The sequence below is a fragment of the Pseudoxanthomonas sp. SGT-18 genome, assembly GCF_003931645.1.
In the GTDB taxonomy this organism is placed as follows: Bacteria; Pseudomonadota; Gammaproteobacteria; order Xanthomonadales; family Xanthomonadaceae; genus Pseudoxanthomonas.
The window spans coordinates 71,078-86,978 of sequence record NZ_RRYJ01000013.1 but is presented as its reverse complement, the minus strand read 5'-3'; the positions used below and the strand labels follow the sequence as shown (position 1 = coordinate 86,978).

The following is a 15,901-nucleotide window of genomic DNA, read 5'->3' as shown; positions in this document are numbered from 1 at the left end:
GCCGTCCGGCGCCGGGGCTCAGCCCAGCGCGCCGGATGCCAGCGCCCGGTCCAGGGCGGGGAGCACGTGGCCGGCGCTGAGCGGGGCCACCTTCACCGGGAACGGCAGGCGCGGGTCCACCCAGGCCAGTTCCGCGATCTCGGCGCGCACCTGCGGCTGGCCCTCGACCTGGACCACGTAGGCCTCGGTGCGGACCCGGCGCCCCGGCTCGTTGACCGCGTCGGCCTCGAACTCGCCCAGGCGGACGGCGCCATCGGCGCGCATGGCCACGCCCAGTTCCTCGTCCAGCTCGCGGGCCAGGGTCTGCAGGGTGTCCTCGCCCGGCTCGCGCTTGCCGCCGGGCTGGATGAAGGTATCCGAGCCATGCTTGCGCACCAGCAGCACGCGCCCGGCCGGGTCGCGGATCACCGCGGCCACGGTGCGGATCGGTTCGACGGGGATGTTCATCGGGCGGGCTCCTTGAGGGTGCGTTCGAACAGCTTGTGGATGCGGCGGTACTGGTCGAACCACGAGTCCGGGCGCACGAAGCCGTGCCGCTCCAGCGGGTAGGAGGCCAGCTCCCAGTTGTCCTTGCGCAGCTCGATCAGCTTCTGCGCCAGCACCACCGAGTCGCGGTAGAACACGTTGTCGTCGATCATGCCGTGGGCGATCAGCAAGTGGTCCTGCAGGCCTTGGGCGTATTCGATCGGCGAGGAGGTGCGGTACGCCTCCGGGTCCAGCTCCGGGGTGTTGAGGATGTTGGACGTGTACTCGTGGTTGTACTGGGTCCAGTCCACCACCGGGCGCAGCGCGGCGCCGGCCTTGAACGTGCCGGGGCTGCGGAACAGGGCCATGAAGGTCATGAAGCCGCCGTAGCTGCCGCCGTAGATGCCGGCGTGGTCGCGGTCGCCCTGGCGGTTGGCCACCACCCAGTCCAGGCCGTCCAGGTAGTCCTCCAGCTCCGGATGGCCCATCTGCCGGTAGATCGCGGTGCGCCAGTCGCGGCCGTAGCCTTCGCTGCCGCGGTAGTCCAGGTCCAGCACCACGTAGCCCTGCTCGACCAGCAGGTGGTGGAACATCTGCTCGCGGAAGTAGTTGGGCCAGCGCGCGTGCACGTTCTGCAGGTAGCCGGCGCCGTGCACGAACATCACCACCGGATACTTGCGGCCCGGTTCGTAGTCCTTCGGTCCGTAGAACTTGCCCCACACCGTGCCGGCGCCATGCCGGGAAGGCACCTGCACGATCTCCGGGCCGGTCCAGGCGCGGGCCTTGAACGCGGCGCTGCGGGTATCGGTCAGCACCCGCGCCTGGCCGCCGTCGAGCGGGGCCACCGCCAGCTGCGGCGGCAGCCAGCTGCCGGAGTAGCGGACCAGCAGGTGGCGGCCGTCGGGCGAGGGCACGAAGTCCTCCACGCCGTCCAGCGCGGTGACCTCGCGCACCTCGTTGCTGGCCAGGTCCAGGGCACAGACCTCGTAGTCGCCCGGCCAGGCGCGGTTGCACAGGAACAGCAGGCCGCGGCCGTCGGCGGTGGGCACCGGCGAGGAGGCCTCCCAGCGGCCGGAGGTGCGCTGGCGCGGCTTGCCGCTGCCGGACTGGGTGTAGAGGTGGGCGTGGCCGCTTTCCTCGGACACGAACCACAGGGTCTGGTTGTCCGGCAGCCAGCCGAACTCGTTGAAGTTCCAGTTGATCCAGGCCGGGTCGGTGAGGCGGTGGCGCGGCTGCAGGCGCGCGGCGGCCAGGTCCACGCTGGCGATCCAGCGGTCCTTGTTGTCGACCGCGCGCAGCATCACCGCCACGTTGCGGCCGTCATCGCTCCAGCGGATCGCCGCACCCCCGGCGCCGACCTGCAGCGGGCGGTTGCCCTTCAGCGGTTCCTTGCCGGCGGTCTTGCGCAGCGCCGCCAGCGGGTCGTCCTTGATCCCGGGCAGGACGTCGAACGCCAGCTCGCGCACCTGGCCGGTGGCGGCGTCGACCAGCCACAGCGCATGCGGGACCGGGTCGTTGCGGCCGACGCGGGTGCGCACGTCCTCGAACTCCTCGTAGCCGGACTCGGTGACGTAGGTCGGCATCCTGCCTTCGCGACCGGCATCGGCGCCCTTCTTCTTCACCACCACCAGCAGGTGGCGGGCGTCGGGCGACAGGCTGCTGTCGACGATCTCCACGTCGTCGCCCAGGTAGACCGGGGCGGCGGCGCGGGTCGGGTCGGCCTTGCGCCAGGCTTCCTCCTGCGCGCGCTGCGCCTCGCGCCGCTCGCGGTCGCGGCGCAGGGTTTCCAGGGTGCGCAGCTGCTGTTCGCGCAGGGCGTCCGGCGCGGGCGCGGCGGCCGGGTCGCGCGCGGCCTTGAGCGTGGTGACCTGGGCGACCACCCCGTCCGCGCGCCAGTGGAACCAGTCGTCGCCGGCGCGCCACAGCACGCCGCCGTCGGAGGCGAAGCGCGGCTGCGCCTCGGCCTGGGCGGTGCGGGTCAGCTGCTGAAGGTTGCCGCTGGCCAGGTCGCGCACGAACACGTCGCCGTTGCGCACGAAGGCCATGCGCCGGCGCTGCGGGTCGTACACCGGGTCGGGGGCGTCGAGCGCGGCGCGCTCGGCGTCGGAGACCTTCTGCAGGGCACCGCCGGCCACCGGCACGCGCCAGGCGTCGCGCACCGTGCTGCCCTCGCGCTTGAGCAGCAGCTGCGCCTCGCGTCCGTCCCAGCTCCACCAGGCCTTCTCCACCGGCGGGCCGATCCAGTCCGGGTCGGCCATCGCCTGTTCCAGGGTGAAGGCGGCGGACGGGGACTGCGCGGACGCGGCCAGGGGCAGGGCGGCCAGCAGCAGCGGCAGCAGGCGCCGCGCGGCCCGCGGAAAGGGCTGGGTCATGGACGAAACCGGGTGGTGGACTGGCGCCGCAGGGTACCAGCCCGGTCCGCCGCGGCCACGGCAGAAGGTCATGCCCGCCCGCAGCCGTGCTTGCCCACGCCGGGGCCGGCCGCCATCCTGTACCGTCTTGTGCGGCAGCGGGGACTGTCGCAGGAACCTCCCAGCCCGATGTCAGCCGTCATCCAGCCAGCCCTTCCCGCCGTCGAAGACCTGCCCCTGGCGGCGGGCGACCCGGCGCGCGTCCTCGTGTTCGACGCCCGCGGCGGGGTGACCCTGGGCCAGTTCCTCGCCCAGGCCCGCGACCTGGCCGGGCGCCTGCCGGAGGCGCGCCATGTCGCCCACCTGGCCGAGGACCGCTACCGCTTCCTGCTCGGCTTCTGCGCCGCGGCCCTGCGCGGCCAGGTGGCGCTGCTGCCGCCGTCCGGGGCGCCGCGCATCTTGTCCGAGGTGCTCCGGGCCCATGCCGAGGGCGGCGCCTACCGGCTGGGCGGCGAGGACGGCATCCCCGTGCCGGGGCTGGAGGCCGCGCGCGGCGCGCCGGTGGCGGCCGCGGCCACGCCGCGGGTACGCAGCGGCGACCTGGCCGCGATCGGCTACACCTCCGGCAGCACCGGCCGCCCGCAGGCGCATGCCAAGACCTGGGCCGGCTTCGCCACCGGCACCGCGCAGAACCTGGCGGCACTGGCCGACCTGTGGGGCGGGCGCCAGCCGCAGGTGGTGGCCACGGTGCCGCCGCAACACATGTACGGCATGGAGATGAGCGTGCTGCTGCCGCTGCTGGGCGGCGCGGCGGTGCATGCCGGCCGCCCGCTGCTGCCGGCGGACGTGGCCGAGGCGCTGGAACAGGCCTGCGGCCCGCGCATCCTGGTGACCACCCCGGTACACCTGCGCGCGCTGCTGCGCTCGGGCGTGGCGTTGCCGGCGCTGGCCGGGATCGTCTCGGCGACCGCGCCGCTGCCGCAGGAACTGGCGGCCGAGGCCGAGGACCGCTACGGCGCCGAGGTGCGCGAGGTGTTCGGCTCCACCGAGACCTGTGTGTTCGCGCGCCGCCGCACCGCGCGCGACCCGCTGTGGACGCCGCTGCCGGGCGTGCGCCTGGCGCCGCAGCCGGACGGCACCCTGGTGCACGCACCGCACCTGCCGGCGCCGGTGGTGCTGGCCGACATCTTCGAGGTCATGCCCGATGGCCGCTTCCGCCTGTGCGGGCGCCAGGCCGACCTGCTGGAAATCGCCGGCAAGCGCGCCTCGCTGGGCGATCTCACCCGCCGCCTGCTGGCCGTGCCGGGCGTGGAGGACGGCGTGGTGGTGCAGCTGGAGCCGGAGCGCGAGGGCGGGGTGGGGCGGATCGCCGCGCTGGCGGTGGCCCCCGGCCTGGCGCCGGCGGACATCGTCGCCGCGCTGCGCGCCACGGTCGACCCGGTGTTCCTGCCGCGCAAGGTGCGCCTGCTGCCGGCGCTGCCGCGCAACGCCACCGGCAAGCTGTGCCGCGAGTCGGTGCTGGAGGCGCTGGCCGGCCCGGGTGCCCGGGTCGTCGGGTCCGGCTCAGGCAACGCGGCCTAGAATCGCCCCGCAATCCCGTCCGCTCCCGTAGTCCCGCCGTGAACCAGCCTGCTTCCCGTCGTTCCCGCCCGCGCCGCTGGCGCCTGCTGCTGCCGCTGCTGGCCGGCGTGCTGCTGGCGGCCTGCGGTGGCGACAACACCCGCCCGACCCCGCCGCAGCCGGTGGCGCCGGTCGTGCCCGACCCGGTGCTGCCGCCGCCGAAGATCGGCCTGGCCCTGGGCGGTGGCGCGGCCAAGGGCTTCGCCCACATCGGCGTGATCAAGATGCTGGAGGCCAACGGCCTGGCCCCGGACGTGGTCGCGGGCACCAGCGCCGGCAGCGTGGTCGGCGCGCTCTACGCCGGCGGCATGGACCCGTTCCAGCTGCAGGAGAAGGCGGTGGCGCTGGACGAGGCCAAGATCCGCGACGTGCGCCTGTTCTCCGGCGGCCTGATCCAGGGCGTGGCCCTGCAGGACTACGTCAACGCGCAGGTAGGCAAGCGCCCGATCGAGCGCCTGCGCAAGCCGTTCGCCGCGGTCGCCACCCGCCTGGAGACCGGCGAGCGCACCGTGTTCGTGCGTGGCAACACCGGCCAGGCGGTGCGCGCCTCCAGCAGCGTCCCCGGCGTGTTCGAGCCGGTGACCATCGGCCAGTACCAGTACGTGGACGGCGGCGTGGTCAGCCCGGTGCCGGTGGACGCGGCGCGCCAGCTGGGCGCCGACTTCGTCATCGCCGTGGACATTTCCAGCAAGGCCACCGGCAAGCGCCCGGACGGCATGCTGGGCATCGTCAACCAGTCGATCTCGATCATGGGCCAGCGCCTGGGCGAGCAGGAGCTGGCGCGCGCCGACGTGGTGATCCGCCCGAACGTGCTCGACTACGGCTCGGCCGACTTCACCCGCCGCAACCAGGCCATCCTCGAGGGCGAGAAGGCCGCGCTGGCGGCGTTGCCGCAGATCCGCGCGGCGCTGGACAAGTTCAAGGCGCAGCGCCTGCAGGCCGCGCGCGCCGAGGCGGCGAAGCGGGCCGCCGCGCAGGCGCCGCAGCTGCCGCCGTGCAAGCCGCGTCCGCGCTTCGGCCTGGGCCGCGACCAGGGTGACTGCATCCCGGCGGCCAACTGAGCGCGCCGGCGCGCGCGGCTACGGCCGCGGCGCGGCGGCGGAGGAATCGTCGGCGTAGACCGCGTCGCGGAAGGCCTTGTGCAGCGGCACCTTGCCGAACGGCAGCCACTGCGCGAACAGCACCGCCGCCAGCTGGTTGGCCGGGTCCACCCAGAACAGGGTATTGGCCACCCCGTCCCAGAAGAACTCACCGACCTCGCCGGAAGCTTCCTCCGCATCGGCCGGCGGTGCCACGCGCACGGCGAAGTCGATGCCGAAGCCGACCTGGCCCTTGCTCGGCAGCCACGAGCGCTCGCCCGGGCCGACCGCGGCCGGCAGCGCGTCGGTCGCCATCAGCCGCACCGTGGCCGGCTGCAGCACCCGCACCCCGTCCAGCTCGCCGCCGCCCAGCAGCATGCGCGCGAAGCGCATGTAGTCGTCGAGGCTGGAGACCAGGCCCCAGCTGCCCGGGGTGAGCCTGCGCTGGCGGCCGTTGAGGGCATAGGCCTGTTCGTCCGGGATGCGGGTCAGCACGCCGTCGTCGCTGCGCCGGTACAGCGCGGCCATGCGCGGCCGGTCCTGCGGACGCAGGGTGTAGCGGGTGTCCTTCATCTTCAGCGGGCCGAACACGTGGCGCTGCAGGTACTGCCCGAACGGCATGCCCGACAGCACCTCGACCAGGCGCGCCTGCACGTCCACCGCCGGCGAGTACAGCCACTGCTCGCCCGGCTGGTACAGCAGCGGCACCCCGGCCATGCGCCGCACGGCTTCCTCCAGGGTGTTGTCGAGGTTGTCCGGATCGGCGGCGCGGTAGTAGCCGCCCACCGGTTCGGGCGCGTCGCCGCCGGCCATGCCCGCGGTGTGGCGCAGCAGGTCGCGGATCGTGATCGGCCGCCGCGGCTCCAGCAGCAGCGGTTGGCCCTGGGCATCGGTGCCGCCGTAGACCCGGGTCGCGGCGAACTCGGGCAGGTAGCGCGCGACCGGGTCGTCCAGGCCGAAGCGGCCCTGCTCGTACAGCTGCATCAGGGCCACGCCGGTGACCGGCTTGGTCATCGAGAAGATCTGTACCAGGGTGTCGCGCGCCATCGGTCGCGCGGCCTCGCGGTCGGCCAGGCCGAAGGCGCCGAAGTAGGCCTCGCGCCCGTCCTGCCAGACCAGGGCGGAGACGCCCACGATCTGGCCGGAGTCGACCAGCCCGGAAAGTGCCGCGTCGATGCGCGCCTGGTCGACGCGGGCGACCCCGGCGCGGCCGTCGAAGCCGGGCGGGGTGGCGCCGGCGGCGAAGGCGCAGGCAAGGAGCAGGGCGGACAGGCAGGCGCGCAGGCGCGGCATGGCGATCTCCCGGTGGCGGACGATGCCCGCCATCAGGCCACGCGCACCACCGGGCTGCAACGCCCCGGGGTCGGGTTCAGACCAGCGGCACGCCGTGGGCGCCGTCGATCTCCACCAGCAGTTCGCGGCGGCAGACCTGGGCGTGCAGCAGCAGGCGCGGCACCTGCCGCCCCAGGTGCTGGTCCAGGCGCGCGGCCACCGCCGCGGCGTCCCCGGGGTGGCGCACGTAGGCCTTCAGCGGGGTGGCCGCGTCCGGCGCGGGCGGCAGCGAGGGCCGGATCCGGCGTGCCGAGGCGATCAGCACGCCGATGTTGGCCAGGGTCTCGTCCACCTGGGCTTCGACCGAGCCGGCGTGCTGCGAGGCATGGCCGACGATGGCGGCGGTGCCGGACAGCAGCAGCGGCATGTCGCTGCCGGTGGGCGGCAGCATGGCGCGGGCGAAGCTCGGCGGCTGCGGCCCGTACTGGCGCGGGTAGCGGTAGGCGCTGACCTGGCGCGGATTCTCCAGCGGGGTGCCGGGACCGGCGGCGGCCAGCCAGTACACCTGCAGCACGCGGCGGCCGTCGCAGCGGCCGATCGCGGTGGCGGCCGGCAGGCGGGTGGCGTCGAGCTGGCCGAGGCCGGCGACGCGGCCGACGCAGAAGCGGCGGTAGCGCTCCTCGTCGCCCTCGCCCAGAGTGATGGCGTCCATGTAGTTCCACACCCGCAGCAGGTGGCCGGCGGGGGCGGCGGCGAGGAACGCGCCCATGCACAGGTAGGCCTGGCGCGCGGCGGCCTCGATGTCGCCGCCGTCCGGCTCGGCCACTTCCACGGCGCCGAACAGCAGGCGGCCGTCGCTGGCCCAGGCCACTTCGCCCTGGCGGCCGTGGCTGACCGGGCCGGCGGCGCGCCACACCTCGATCACCGCCTCGTCCTGCAGCGGCTGCAGGGGCACGCGCAGGTAGCGCGGGTCGGCATGCGCCGCCGCGCCGGCGCCGAAGCCGAACACGGCCAGGGTCCGCGGGTCGTCCAGCTGCGCCTGCAGGGTGTGGGCCGGGGCGTAGCCGACCCGCAGGCAGGCGTCGGAACCGGGCAGCGGCAGCGGGCGGCTCACGGCCGGCCTCCCGGCGCGACCACGCCTGCCTCCTCCGCGGGCGCCGTCGGCGCGGTCGGAGGGGCCGTCGGGTCGTTCTCGGTCATGCGCTGGAAACCGGGCATTGCTGGAAGGGCGCACATGATAGCGCGAGGCCCGTCAGGCCCGCGCTTGGGCCTTCGCGGGCTTGCGCGGGAACGGCCAATGCCGGATCGTTGCCGGCCCTGCATGACCGTGGACAAAGCAATGCCGCAGACCGAAGCCGAGCGCGAACTGGCCGAACTCCTGGTGGAGTGCCTCAACCTGGAGGGCGTCGATCCGCACGGGATCGACCCGGAAGCGCCGCTGTTCAACGACGGCCTGGGGCTGGACTCGATCGACGCGCTGGAGTTGTCGCTGGCGGTGGCCAAGCGTTACGGCGTGCAGCTGCGCTCGGACGGCGAGGACAACCACCGCATCTTCGCCTCGCTGCGCGCGCTGGCGGCACATGTGCAGTCCCAGCGCGCCGGCTGAGACCCCGCGCGGCGCCGCGCCGGCCCTGCTGCTGCCGCTGCAGCTGCTGTTGTGCGTGGCCTATCCGTTCCTGGCCCATGCCGCCACCACCCGCGGTGGGCCCTGGGCCAGCTTCGCCTTGGCCGACCTGGTCCTGCTGCTGCTGGCCGCGCCGCTGCTGAGGCGGCGGCTTTGGGCCCTGGCCCTGCTGGGGCTGCTGCTGGCCGGCCTGGCCTGGCTCGACGGCGGCCCCTGGCCGCAGCTGCTGCTGCTTGCACCGCCGGTGCTGTTCACCGGCTGGCTGGCGTGGTGGTTCGCGCGCAGCCTGTGGGGCGGGCGGGTGCCGCTGATCGCGCGCATCGTGCGCGCGCTGCACGAGCGCGCCGGGCAGCCGATGACCGCCGAACTGGAAACCTACGCGCGCCGGCTCACCGCCGGCTGGGCCGGGGTGCTGGCCCTGCTGACCGTGGCCAATGCGCTGCTGGCGCTGTGGGCGGAGCCGGGCGGGGTGCTGCATGCCCTGGGGCGCACGCCGCCGCTGGCGGTTTCGCCGCAGGCCTGGTCCTGGTTCGCCAACCTGCTCAACTACGGCGTGGTCGGCGGCTTCATGCTCGGCGAATTCGCCTGGCGCAAGCGCCGCTTCCCGTGCCAGCCCTACCGCAACGGCCTGGACTTCCTGCGCCAGATGGCGGCCCTGGGGCCGAAGTTCTGGCGCGACCTGCTGGGCTGAGCCGCGGCCGCGGCGGGCTATCCTTTGCCGATGCGTTTCACCATTCCCGCCGATGATCCGTGCCTGGACGGGCATTTCCCCGGGCGCCCGCTGGTGCCCGGCGTGGTCCTGCTCGAGCGCGTGCTGGAGGCGGTGGAAGCCGCCCATGGCACGCAGGGGCCGCTGCAATTGCCGCAGGTGAAGTTCCTGCATCCGCTGCTGCCCGGCGAGGAGGCCGAGGTGGTGCTGGACGGCGCACCGCCGGCCTGGCGCTTCCAGGTGCGCCGCGGCGACACCGTGCTGGCCAGCGGCCAGTTGCGCGCGGAGGCCGGCGATGGCCGCTGAGCCGGGCAAGCCCACGGCGGCGTGGAAGCAGCGCCCGGAGGGCGGCAACCGGGCCATGATCCGGCTGATCCTCGGGATCGCCCGCGGCGGCGGCCGCGGCCTGGCGCGGCTGTGCCTGTACCCGATCGTGGCCTACTTCCTGTGCATGCGTGGCGCCGAGCGCCGCGCCTCGCGCTCCTGGCTGTCGCGGGTGCGCGGCCGCCGCGCCTCGCTGTGGCAGGTGGCGCGGCACATCCACACCTTCTCGGCCACGATCCTGGACCGGGTGTTCCTGCTGGGCGGGCGCATGGAGGTGTTCGACATCGACGTGCATGGCCTGGAGCACCTGGAGGCGTTGCTGGACCAGGGCCGCGGCGCGCTGCTGTTCGGCTCGCACCTGGGCAGCTTCGACGCGCTGCGGGTGCTGTCGCGGCGGCGCCCCGGGCTGCAGGTGCGGATCGTGCTGGACCGCGGCCAGAACCCGGTGCTGACCGAAGTGTTCGATTCGCTGGACCCGGCGCTGGCCGCCGGGGTGATCGACGGCGCCCTGCCCGGACCGGCGATCGCGCTGGAGATCCAGCACGCGCTGCAGCAGGGCGCCCTGGTCGCGCTGCTGGTCGACCGCGTCCATGGCCACGAGGAAACCGTGGCCGTGCCCTTCCTCGGCCACCCGGCGCGGCTGCCGCTGACGCCGTGGCGGCTGGCGCTGGCGCTGCACGCACCGGTGCTGCTGTGCTTCGGCCTGTACCGCGGCGGCAACCGCTACGAACTGTGCTTCGAGCCTTTCCTCGATCCGGTGGCCACGCCGCCGCCGGGGCGCGAAGGGCGCGCGGAGTGGTTGCGGCAACAGGTGGCGGCCTATGCCGCGCGCCTGGAGCACTACGCCCGCGGTGCCGAGTACAACTGGTTCAACTTCTTCGACTTCTGGAACGACGATGACGCATCCCTCCCGACCGGCGCCGCGGCGCCTGCTGCCGGCCCTGCTGCTGGCATGCGCGACCGCGCTGCCGGCAGCCGCTGAGACCGCGCCGGCCCCGGCGGCGATCCTGCGCGCGGTGGCGCAGCCGGCGCCCAGCCACACCGGGTTCGTGGAGGTGCGGCAGTCGGCGATGCTGCGCAAGCCGCTACGCATCGAGGGCCAGTACCGGCGCGAGGCCGACGGCCGCCTGGTGCGCGAGGTGCGGGTGCCGTACGCGGAAACCACCACGCTGGCCGCCGGCGAGGCGGTGATCGAGCGTGCCGGGCGCGCGCCGCGGCGGGTGTCGCTGCAGCAGGTGCCGGAGCTGGAGGCGATCCAGGACGGCTTCGGCGCGCTGCTGGCGGGCGACCTGGAGCGCCTGCAGCGCACCTACCAGGTGCAGTCCGCCGGCACCCTGCAGGCCTGGACCCTGCGCTTGCAGCCGCGCGACCCGAAGCTGGCGCGTTCGCTGGCCCGGATCGAGGTGCATGGCCGAAACGCCGAACTGCTGTGCGTGGAAAGCCATCCGGTGCGCGGCGAGCCGCAGCGCACGCTGATGGCCGGCGCCGCCGCGGCCGCGGCCGGGGTCGAGGACGCGCAGGCCCTGGCCGCGCTCTGCCACGGCGCCACGGAGTAAGCGCGCATGGGTTTCCGCGAACCGCGCGGCCGCGCGCGCCTGGCCCTGCTGCTGGGCTGGGTGGCGCTGCTGGCGCTGGGCGGCTGGCTGCTGTCGCGTGGACTGCGGATGGAGGAGGACCTGCGCCGCTTCCTGCCCAGCCCGCGCACGCCGGCGCAGGTGCTGCTGGTGGACGAGCTGGGCGAGGGCCCGGGCTCGCGCCTGCTGCTGCTGGCCCTGTCCGGCGCCGACGACGGGACTTTGGCCGCGCATTCGCGCGCGCTGGTGGTGGAGCTGGCCGCGCGGCCCGGGATCGCGCTGGTCGCCAACGGCGAGGACGCCGGCCTGGAGGCAGTGCCCGAAGGCCTGCGCCCGTACCGCTACCTGCTCTCGCCCGCGCCGCAGGCGCAGTCGCTGGATGCGGGGACGCTGCGCGAGGAACTGGAGCAGCGGCTGCAGGACCTTGGTTCGCCGGCGGCCGACCTGGTCGAGCCGCTGCTGCCCTCCGACCCCACCCTGGAAATCCTGCGCCTGGCCGAGGCCTGGCAGCCGGCGCAGGCGCCCCGGCGCCGCCACGGCGTGTGGTTCGACCAGGCCGGGGAACGGGCCCTGCTGCTGGTGCAGACCACCGCCGCCGGCTTCGACAGCGCCGCCCAGCAGGCGGCGGTGGCGGCAATCCAGGCCGCGTTCGAAGCCAGCCGCCCCGAAGGCGCGGCGACCCGGCTGGAGATGAGCGGCCCCGGCGCTTTCGCCGTGGCCATCCGCGAGCGCACCGAGCGCGAGGTCTCGTGGATCGGCACGGTCGACACCGTCGGCCTGCTGCTGTTGCTGGGCCTGGCCTACCGGCGCTGGAGCATCCCGCTGCTGGGCGCGCTGCCGCTGGCCAGTGGCGGCCTGGCTGGCCTGGGGGCGGTGGCACTGCTGTTCGACGGCGTGCACGGCATCACCGTGGCCTTCGGCTTCACCCTCATCGGCGTGGCCCAGGACTATCCGATCCACTTCTTCAGCCACCTGCGTCCCGGACAATCGCCGGTGGCCAGCGTGCGCGCGCTGTGGCCGACCCTGGTCACCGGCGTGCTGGCCACCTGCATCGCCTACGCGACCTTCCTGTTCTCCGGCGTGCAGGGCCTGCAGCAGCTGGCGGTGTTCACCATCGCCGGCCTGGGCGTGGCCGCCGCCTCGACCCGCTGGCTGCTGCCGCGGCTGGTGACGCCGGCGCGCCGCGACCCGGCCGATTCGGCACGCCTGGCACGCCTCTGGCGCGGCCTCGCCAACCTGCCGCGTCCGCGCCGCAGCCTGGCCGCGCTGGCGGTCGCCGCCGCGGCGGTGGCGCTGTTCGCGCCTGGTCCGTTCTGGGAGAACGACCTGTCGCGCCTGACCCCGGTGCCGCCGGCCGACCTGCAGCGCGACGCGCAGTTGCGCGCCGAGCTGGGGGCGCCGGACGTGCGCTACATGCTGGCGATCCAGGACGTGGACGTGGAAAGCGCGCTGCAGCGCTCCGAGCAGTTGCTGCCCGCGCTGCGGGAACTGCAGGCACGCGGCGTGCTGGCCGGCTACGACCTGGCAGCGCGCTACCTGCCCAGCGCCGCCCTGCAACGTGCGCGCCAGGCGCGACTGCCCGACGCGGACACGCTGCGCGCCTCGTTGGAAGAGGCACTGGACGGTTCGCCGTTCCTGCCCGATGCCTTCGAGCCCTTCCTCGGGGACGTGGCCGCCGCCCGCGCTGCGCCGCCGCTGGGCGTGGACGACCTGGCCGGCACGCCGCTGGAACTGGCGGTCGGCGGCCTGCTGGTGCGTGGCGAGGACCACGCCACCGCGCTGGTGTCGCTGTCGGGCCTTGCCGATCCGCAGGCCGTGGCCGATGCAGTGGCCGGCACGGGCGCGCAGCTGCTGGACCTCAAGCAGGCCTCCGAATCGCTGGTGGCGCAGTGGCGGTTGCGCCTGCTGGGCGCGCTGGCGGTGGCGGCGCTGCTGCTGGCCGGCGTGGTCGTGGCCGCGCTGCGCGACCGCCGCCGCGTGCTGCGGGTGCTGGCGCCGATGGCCCTGACCACCCTGCTGATCCTGGCCGTGCTGCGCGGCTGCGGCGTCGAGCTGAACCTGTTCCACCTGGTCTCGCTGATCCTCGCCGCCGGCCTGGGCCTGGACTACGCCCTGTTCTTCGACCATGCCGGCGACGACCGCGCCGACCAGCTGCGCACCCTGCACGCGGTGATCGTGTGCAGCCTGACCACCGCCCTGGTGTTTGGCCTGCTGGCGCTGTCCTCGATCCCGGTGCTGCGCGCGATCGGCAGTACCGTGGCCCTGGGCGTGGTCGGCAACTTCGTGCTGGCGGTGCTGGTGGCGCGCAGCCCCGCGGAGGAAACCCGATGAACCGACCGTTGCCCGGCCGCGCGGGCATCCTCGCCCTGGTGCCCCACCAGGGTGCGATGTGCCTGTGGGACGAAGTGCTGGCCTGGGACGCGCGCAGCATCCGCGTGCGCGCCTGGAACCACCGCGATCCGGCGCATCCGCTGCGCGCGCGTGGACGCCTGCCGGCGCTGGCGCTGTGCGAGTACGGCGCCCAGGCCATGGCCGTGCATGGCGGACTGCTGGCCGGCACGGAAGGGGGGCGCGCCGCGCCGGGCGTGCTGGTGGCGTTGCACGGGATCGAACTGGCGGTTGCCCGCATCGATGACCTGCCCGGGGCGCTGGAATGCGAGGCGGAACTGCTGGCCGCCAGCGAGGCCAGCCAGCAGTATGCGTTCCGCATCCTGCATGGCGGCCAGGTCATCGCCAGCGGTCGCGCCGCGGCCATGCTCGGCAGCGCGCTGGCCGGTGGCTGACGCCAGCGCCGCGCGCGCTGGCAAAATGCCGCGATGGACCTGACGACTCCCAAGCGCCGCGCCCTGGTCACCGGCGGCAGCGGCGACATCGGTGGCGCGATCTGCCATGCCCTGGCCGATGCCGGCATGGCGGTGATCGTCCACGCCAATACCAACCTGGCCCGCGCCGAGGCGGTGGCCGCGGCGATCCGCGAACGCGGCGGCAGCGCCCGGGCGGTGGCCTTCGACGTGGCCGACGGCGCCGCCACCGGCGCGGCGATCGAGGCCCTGCTGGCCGAGGGCCGGATCGACGTGCTGGTCAACAACGCCGGCATCCACGACGACGCGCCCATGGCCGGGATGAGCGCTGCGCAGTGGCAGCGGGTGATCGACGTCTCCCTGCACGGCTTCTTCCACGTCACCCGGCCGCTGCTGCTGCCGATGGCGCGCGGGCGCTGGGGCCGGATCGTCAGCGTGTCCTCGGTGGCGGCGGTGCTGGGCAACCGCGGCCAGACCAACTACGCCGCGGCCAAGGCCGCGCTGCACGGCGCCAGCAAGTCGCTGGCGCGGGAGATGGGCAGCCGCGGGATCACGGTGAACGTCGTGGCGCCGGGCGTGATCGAAGGCTCGATGACCGCCGGCACGTTCAGCCCCGAGGCGATCCGGCAGATGGTGCCGGCCGCGCGCGCCGGGCGCCCGGAGGAAGTGGCGGCGCTGGTCGCCTTCCTGTGCTCGGAGGCGGCCGGCTACGTCAACGGCCAGGTGATCGGGGTCAACGGCGGCATGGGCTGAAGGCCTGCCCTCAGGTGCCGCCCCCGTCCTGCGGCGTGGCCGCCGCGGCCTCCACCCCGGCGCGCGCATCGCGCCGCGCCAGCAGGGCCAGCAGCGGCCCGGTCATCAGCGTGGTGCACAGCGCCACCAGCAACAGCAGGGTGAACAGCTCCGGGCCGATCAGGCCGGCATCCAGGCCGACCTTCATCACGATCAGCTCGATCATGCCGCGCGCGTTCATCAGCGAACCCACCGCCAGGCTGTCGCGCAGCGGATAGCCGGACAGGCGCGCGCCCAGGCCGCCGCCGGCGAGCTTGCCCAGCACCGCCACGCCGAGGATCAGCAGCAGCGCCCCGGCGCCGGTGGCGGTGAACGCGTCGGCGGTGGTGCCCATGCCGGCCACGGCGAAGAACAGCGGCATCAGCAGGACCAGGGCCAGGTGCTCGATGCGCTCGACCAGGGCGTGCATCAGGCGGTCGTCGCGCGGCAGGCAGGCGCCGAACAGGAACGCGCCGAATACCGCGTGCAGCTGCAGCCACTCGGTGGCCGCGGCGCAGGCGAACAGGCCCACCAGCAGCGCCGCCAGCACCGTGCCGGATGGGCGGCCATCGCTGGCATGCCGGCGCAGCATCGCCGCGAACAGCGGCTTGAGCAGGCCGAACACCAGCACCAGCAGCAGGGCCAGGCCGGCCAGGGTGCGGGCCAGGCCGGCATAGCCGTCGCCGCCGGTCAGCGCCACCAGCAGCGCCAGCGCGATCCATGCGCCCACGTCCAGCAGCGCCGCCGCCGACAGCGCCAGCCGCCCGACCGCGGTGTGCTGCATGCGCCGGTCCTTGAGGATCCGCGCCAGCACCGGGAACGCGGTCACCGACAGGGCCACGCCCAGGTACAGCGCGAACGGCCAGAAGGCCACGCCTTCCGGCGCCAGCATCCCGTGCAGCAGCGGCGCCGCCGCCAGCGCCAGCAGGAACGGCAGCAGCGCCGACAGCCCGGCCACCCGCGCCGCGGCCAGCACCTGCGCACGCGCGCCTTCCGGCGCGCGCATCTCCACGCCGATGACGAACATGAAGAGCACCAGGCCCAGGGTTGCCAGCGCCGACAGCCCGGGCAGCGAGGCGGCCGGGAACAGCGCGGCGTGCAGTTCGGGCATGGCCGCGCCGAACACCACCGGGCCCAGCAGGATGCCGGCGGCCATCTCGCCGATCACCGGCGGCTGGCCCAGGCGCGCGAGCAGCACGCCGCAGGCCCGTGCGGCCACCAGGACGATGGCGATCTGGAACAGCAGCAACCCCGTCATCGCTACTCCCCGTGCGCGGACAGGCCCTTATAGCCCGCACGCGGCCGCGGGCC

At 74.5% G+C, this 15,901-nt stretch carries 15 protein-coding genes; 10 read left to right on the top strand and 5 right to left on the bottom strand.

Going from position 1 to position 15,901, the window contains the following annotated elements:
* Nucleotides 1-18: 18 nt before the first annotated feature.
* Together EIM47_RS15110 and EIM47_RS15105 are read right to left on the bottom strand one after the other, a co-directional pair.
* The gene (locus EIM47_RS15110; protein ID WP_028915193.1) at nt 19-447 is read right to left on the bottom strand and encodes an NUDIX domain-containing protein; all 429 of its coding nucleotides are present in this window, start codon (nt 445-447) and stop codon (nt 19-21) included.
* Nucleotides 444-2,837 (bottom strand): S9 family peptidase, encoded by a 2,394-nt coding sequence (locus EIM47_RS15105; protein ID WP_125077370.1) that lies wholly within the window; start codon nt 2,835-2,837, stop codon nt 444-446. The genes EIM47_RS15110 and EIM47_RS15105 overlap by 4 nt, the downstream gene beginning before the upstream one ends.
* A 168-nt stretch (nt 2,838-3,005) precedes the next feature.
* Between EIM47_RS15105 and EIM47_RS15100 the strand changes: the two genes are divergently transcribed.
* Together EIM47_RS15100 and EIM47_RS15095 are read left to right on the top strand one after the other, a co-directional pair.
* Nucleotides 3,006-4,397: an AMP-binding protein gene (locus tag EIM47_RS15100; protein WP_028915191.1), complete on the top strand. Its 1,392-nt coding sequence runs from the start codon at nt 3,006-3,008 to the stop codon at nt 4,395-4,397.
* A gap of 38 nt (nt 4,398-4,435) precedes the next feature.
* Nucleotides 4,436-5,497, top strand: coding sequence for a patatin-like phospholipase family protein (locus EIM47_RS15095; RefSeq protein WP_051403695.1), 1,062 nt, complete (start codon nt 4,436-4,438; stop codon nt 5,495-5,497).
* 18 nt (nt 5,498-5,515) lie between these two features.
* On the opposite strand, the gene EIM47_RS15090 is transcribed toward EIM47_RS15095, so the two are convergent.
* Both EIM47_RS15090 and EIM47_RS15085 read right to left on the bottom strand, forming a co-directional pair.
* Nucleotides 5,516-6,841: a serine hydrolase domain-containing protein gene (locus tag EIM47_RS15090; protein ID WP_019397293.1), complete on the bottom strand. Its 1,326-nt coding sequence runs from the start codon at nt 6,839-6,841 to the stop codon at nt 5,516-5,518.
* Between the two features lie 43 nt (nt 6,842-6,884).
* The gene (locus EIM47_RS15085; RefSeq protein WP_232207879.1) at nt 6,885-7,862 is read right to left on the bottom strand and encodes a pteridine-dependent deoxygenase; all 978 of its coding nucleotides are present in this window, start codon (nt 7,860-7,862) and stop codon (nt 6,885-6,887) included.
* Nucleotides 7,863-8,126: 264 nt separating this feature from the next.
* On the opposite strand from EIM47_RS15085, the gene EIM47_RS15080 reads away from it, so the two are divergent.
* From EIM47_RS15080 to fabG, 8 genes are read left to right on the top strand one after another with little or no spacing between them, the layout of a single operon-like run.
* Nucleotides 8,127-8,393 carry a phosphopantetheine-binding protein gene (locus EIM47_RS15080; protein ID WP_037034862.1) on the top strand — a complete coding sequence of 89 codons (267 nt, stop codon included), beginning with the start codon at nt 8,127-8,129 and terminating at the stop codon, nt 8,391-8,393.
* Nucleotides 8,394-8,421: 28 nt separating this feature from the next.
* On the top strand, nt 8,422-9,102 hold the full coding sequence (locus EIM47_RS15075; protein ID WP_205948734.1) for a ketosynthase: 681 nt from the start codon (nt 8,422-8,424) through the stop codon (nt 9,100-9,102).
* A gap of 30 nt (nt 9,103-9,132) precedes the next feature.
* Nucleotides 9,133-9,426: a polyketide synthase dehydratase domain-containing protein gene (locus EIM47_RS15070; RefSeq protein WP_019397289.1), complete on the top strand. Its 294-nt coding sequence runs from the start codon at nt 9,133-9,135 to the stop codon at nt 9,424-9,426.
* On the top strand, nt 9,416-10,426 hold the full coding sequence (locus tag EIM47_RS15065; RefSeq protein ID WP_125077368.1) for an acyltransferase: 1,011 nt from the start codon (nt 9,416-9,418) through the stop codon (nt 10,424-10,426). Before EIM47_RS15070 ends, EIM47_RS15065 begins: the two co-directional genes overlap by 11 nt.
* Nucleotides 10,341-11,000, top strand: coding sequence for a LolA-related protein (locus EIM47_RS15060; protein WP_019397287.1), 660 nt, complete (start codon nt 10,341-10,343; stop codon nt 10,998-11,000). The genes EIM47_RS15065 and EIM47_RS15060 overlap by 86 nt, the downstream gene beginning before the upstream one ends.
* A gap of 6 nt (nt 11,001-11,006) precedes the next feature.
* Nucleotides 11,007-13,349: an MMPL family transporter gene (locus EIM47_RS15055; protein WP_125077367.1), complete on the top strand. Its 2,343-nt coding sequence runs from the start codon at nt 11,007-11,009 to the stop codon at nt 13,347-13,349.
* On the top strand, nt 13,346-13,801 hold the full coding sequence (locus EIM47_RS15050) for a phosphotransferase (RefSeq protein WP_125077366.1): 456 nt from the start codon (nt 13,346-13,348) through the stop codon (nt 13,799-13,801). Before EIM47_RS15055 ends, EIM47_RS15050 begins: the two co-directional genes overlap by 4 nt.
* A 33-nt stretch (nt 13,802-13,834) precedes the next feature.
* Complete coding sequence (gene fabG, locus EIM47_RS15045; protein ID WP_037034820.1) at nt 13,835-14,572, top strand: 3-oxoacyl-ACP reductase FabG; 738 nt, start codon at nt 13,835-13,837, stop codon at nt 14,570-14,572.
* Nucleotides 14,573-14,582: 10 nt separating this feature from the next.
* On the opposite strand, the gene EIM47_RS15040 is transcribed toward fabG, so the two are convergent.
* Nucleotides 14,583-15,848, bottom strand: a complete 1,266-nt coding sequence (locus EIM47_RS15040; RefSeq protein ID WP_037034817.1) for a cation:proton antiporter — start codon at nt 15,846-15,848, stop codon at nt 14,583-14,585.
* Between the last annotated feature and the right edge of the window lie 53 nt (nt 15,849-15,901).

Excerpts from the sequence above, each read along its gene's own strand:
- EIM47_RS15110 (WP_028915193.1), bottom strand. The coding sequence starts at position 447 with ATGAACATCCCCGTCGAACCGATCCGCACCGTGGCCGCGGTGATCCGC.
- EIM47_RS15070 (WP_019397289.1), top strand. The coding sequence starts at position 9,133 with ATGCGTTTCACCATTCCCGCCGATGATCCGTGCCTGGACGGGCATTTC.
- EIM47_RS15060 (WP_019397287.1), top strand. The coding sequence starts at position 10,341 with ATGACGCATCCCTCCCGACCGGCGCCGCGGCGCCTGCTGCCGGCCCTG.
- EIM47_RS15055 (WP_125077367.1), top strand. The coding sequence starts at position 11,007 with ATGGGTTTCCGCGAACCGCGCGGCCGCGCGCGCCTGGCCCTGCTGCTG.
- EIM47_RS15100 (WP_028915191.1), top strand. The coding sequence starts at position 3,006 with ATGTCAGCCGTCATCCAGCCAGCCCTTCCCGCCGTCGAAGACCTGCCC.
- EIM47_RS15050 (WP_125077366.1), top strand. The coding sequence starts at position 13,346 with ATGAACCGACCGTTGCCCGGCCGCGCGGGCATCCTCGCCCTGGTGCCC.
- EIM47_RS15080 (WP_037034862.1), top strand. The coding sequence starts at position 8,127 with ATGCCGCAGACCGAAGCCGAGCGCGAACTGGCCGAACTCCTGGTGGAG.
- EIM47_RS15105 (WP_125077370.1), bottom strand. The coding sequence starts at position 2,837 with ATGACCCAGCCCTTTCCGCGGGCCGCGCGGCGCCTGCTGCCGCTGCTG.
- fabG (WP_037034820.1), top strand. The coding sequence starts at position 13,835 with ATGGACCTGACGACTCCCAAGCGCCGCGCCCTGGTCACCGGCGGCAGC.
- EIM47_RS15065 (WP_125077368.1), top strand. The coding sequence starts at position 9,416 with ATGGCCGCTGAGCCGGGCAAGCCCACGGCGGCGTGGAAGCAGCGCCCG.
- EIM47_RS15090 (WP_019397293.1), bottom strand. The coding sequence starts at position 6,841 with ATGGCGGGCATCGTCCGCCACCGGGAGATCGCCATGCCGCGCCTGCGC.
- EIM47_RS15040 (WP_037034817.1), bottom strand. The coding sequence starts at position 15,848 with ATGACGGGGTTGCTGCTGTTCCAGATCGCCATCGTCCTGGTGGCCGCA.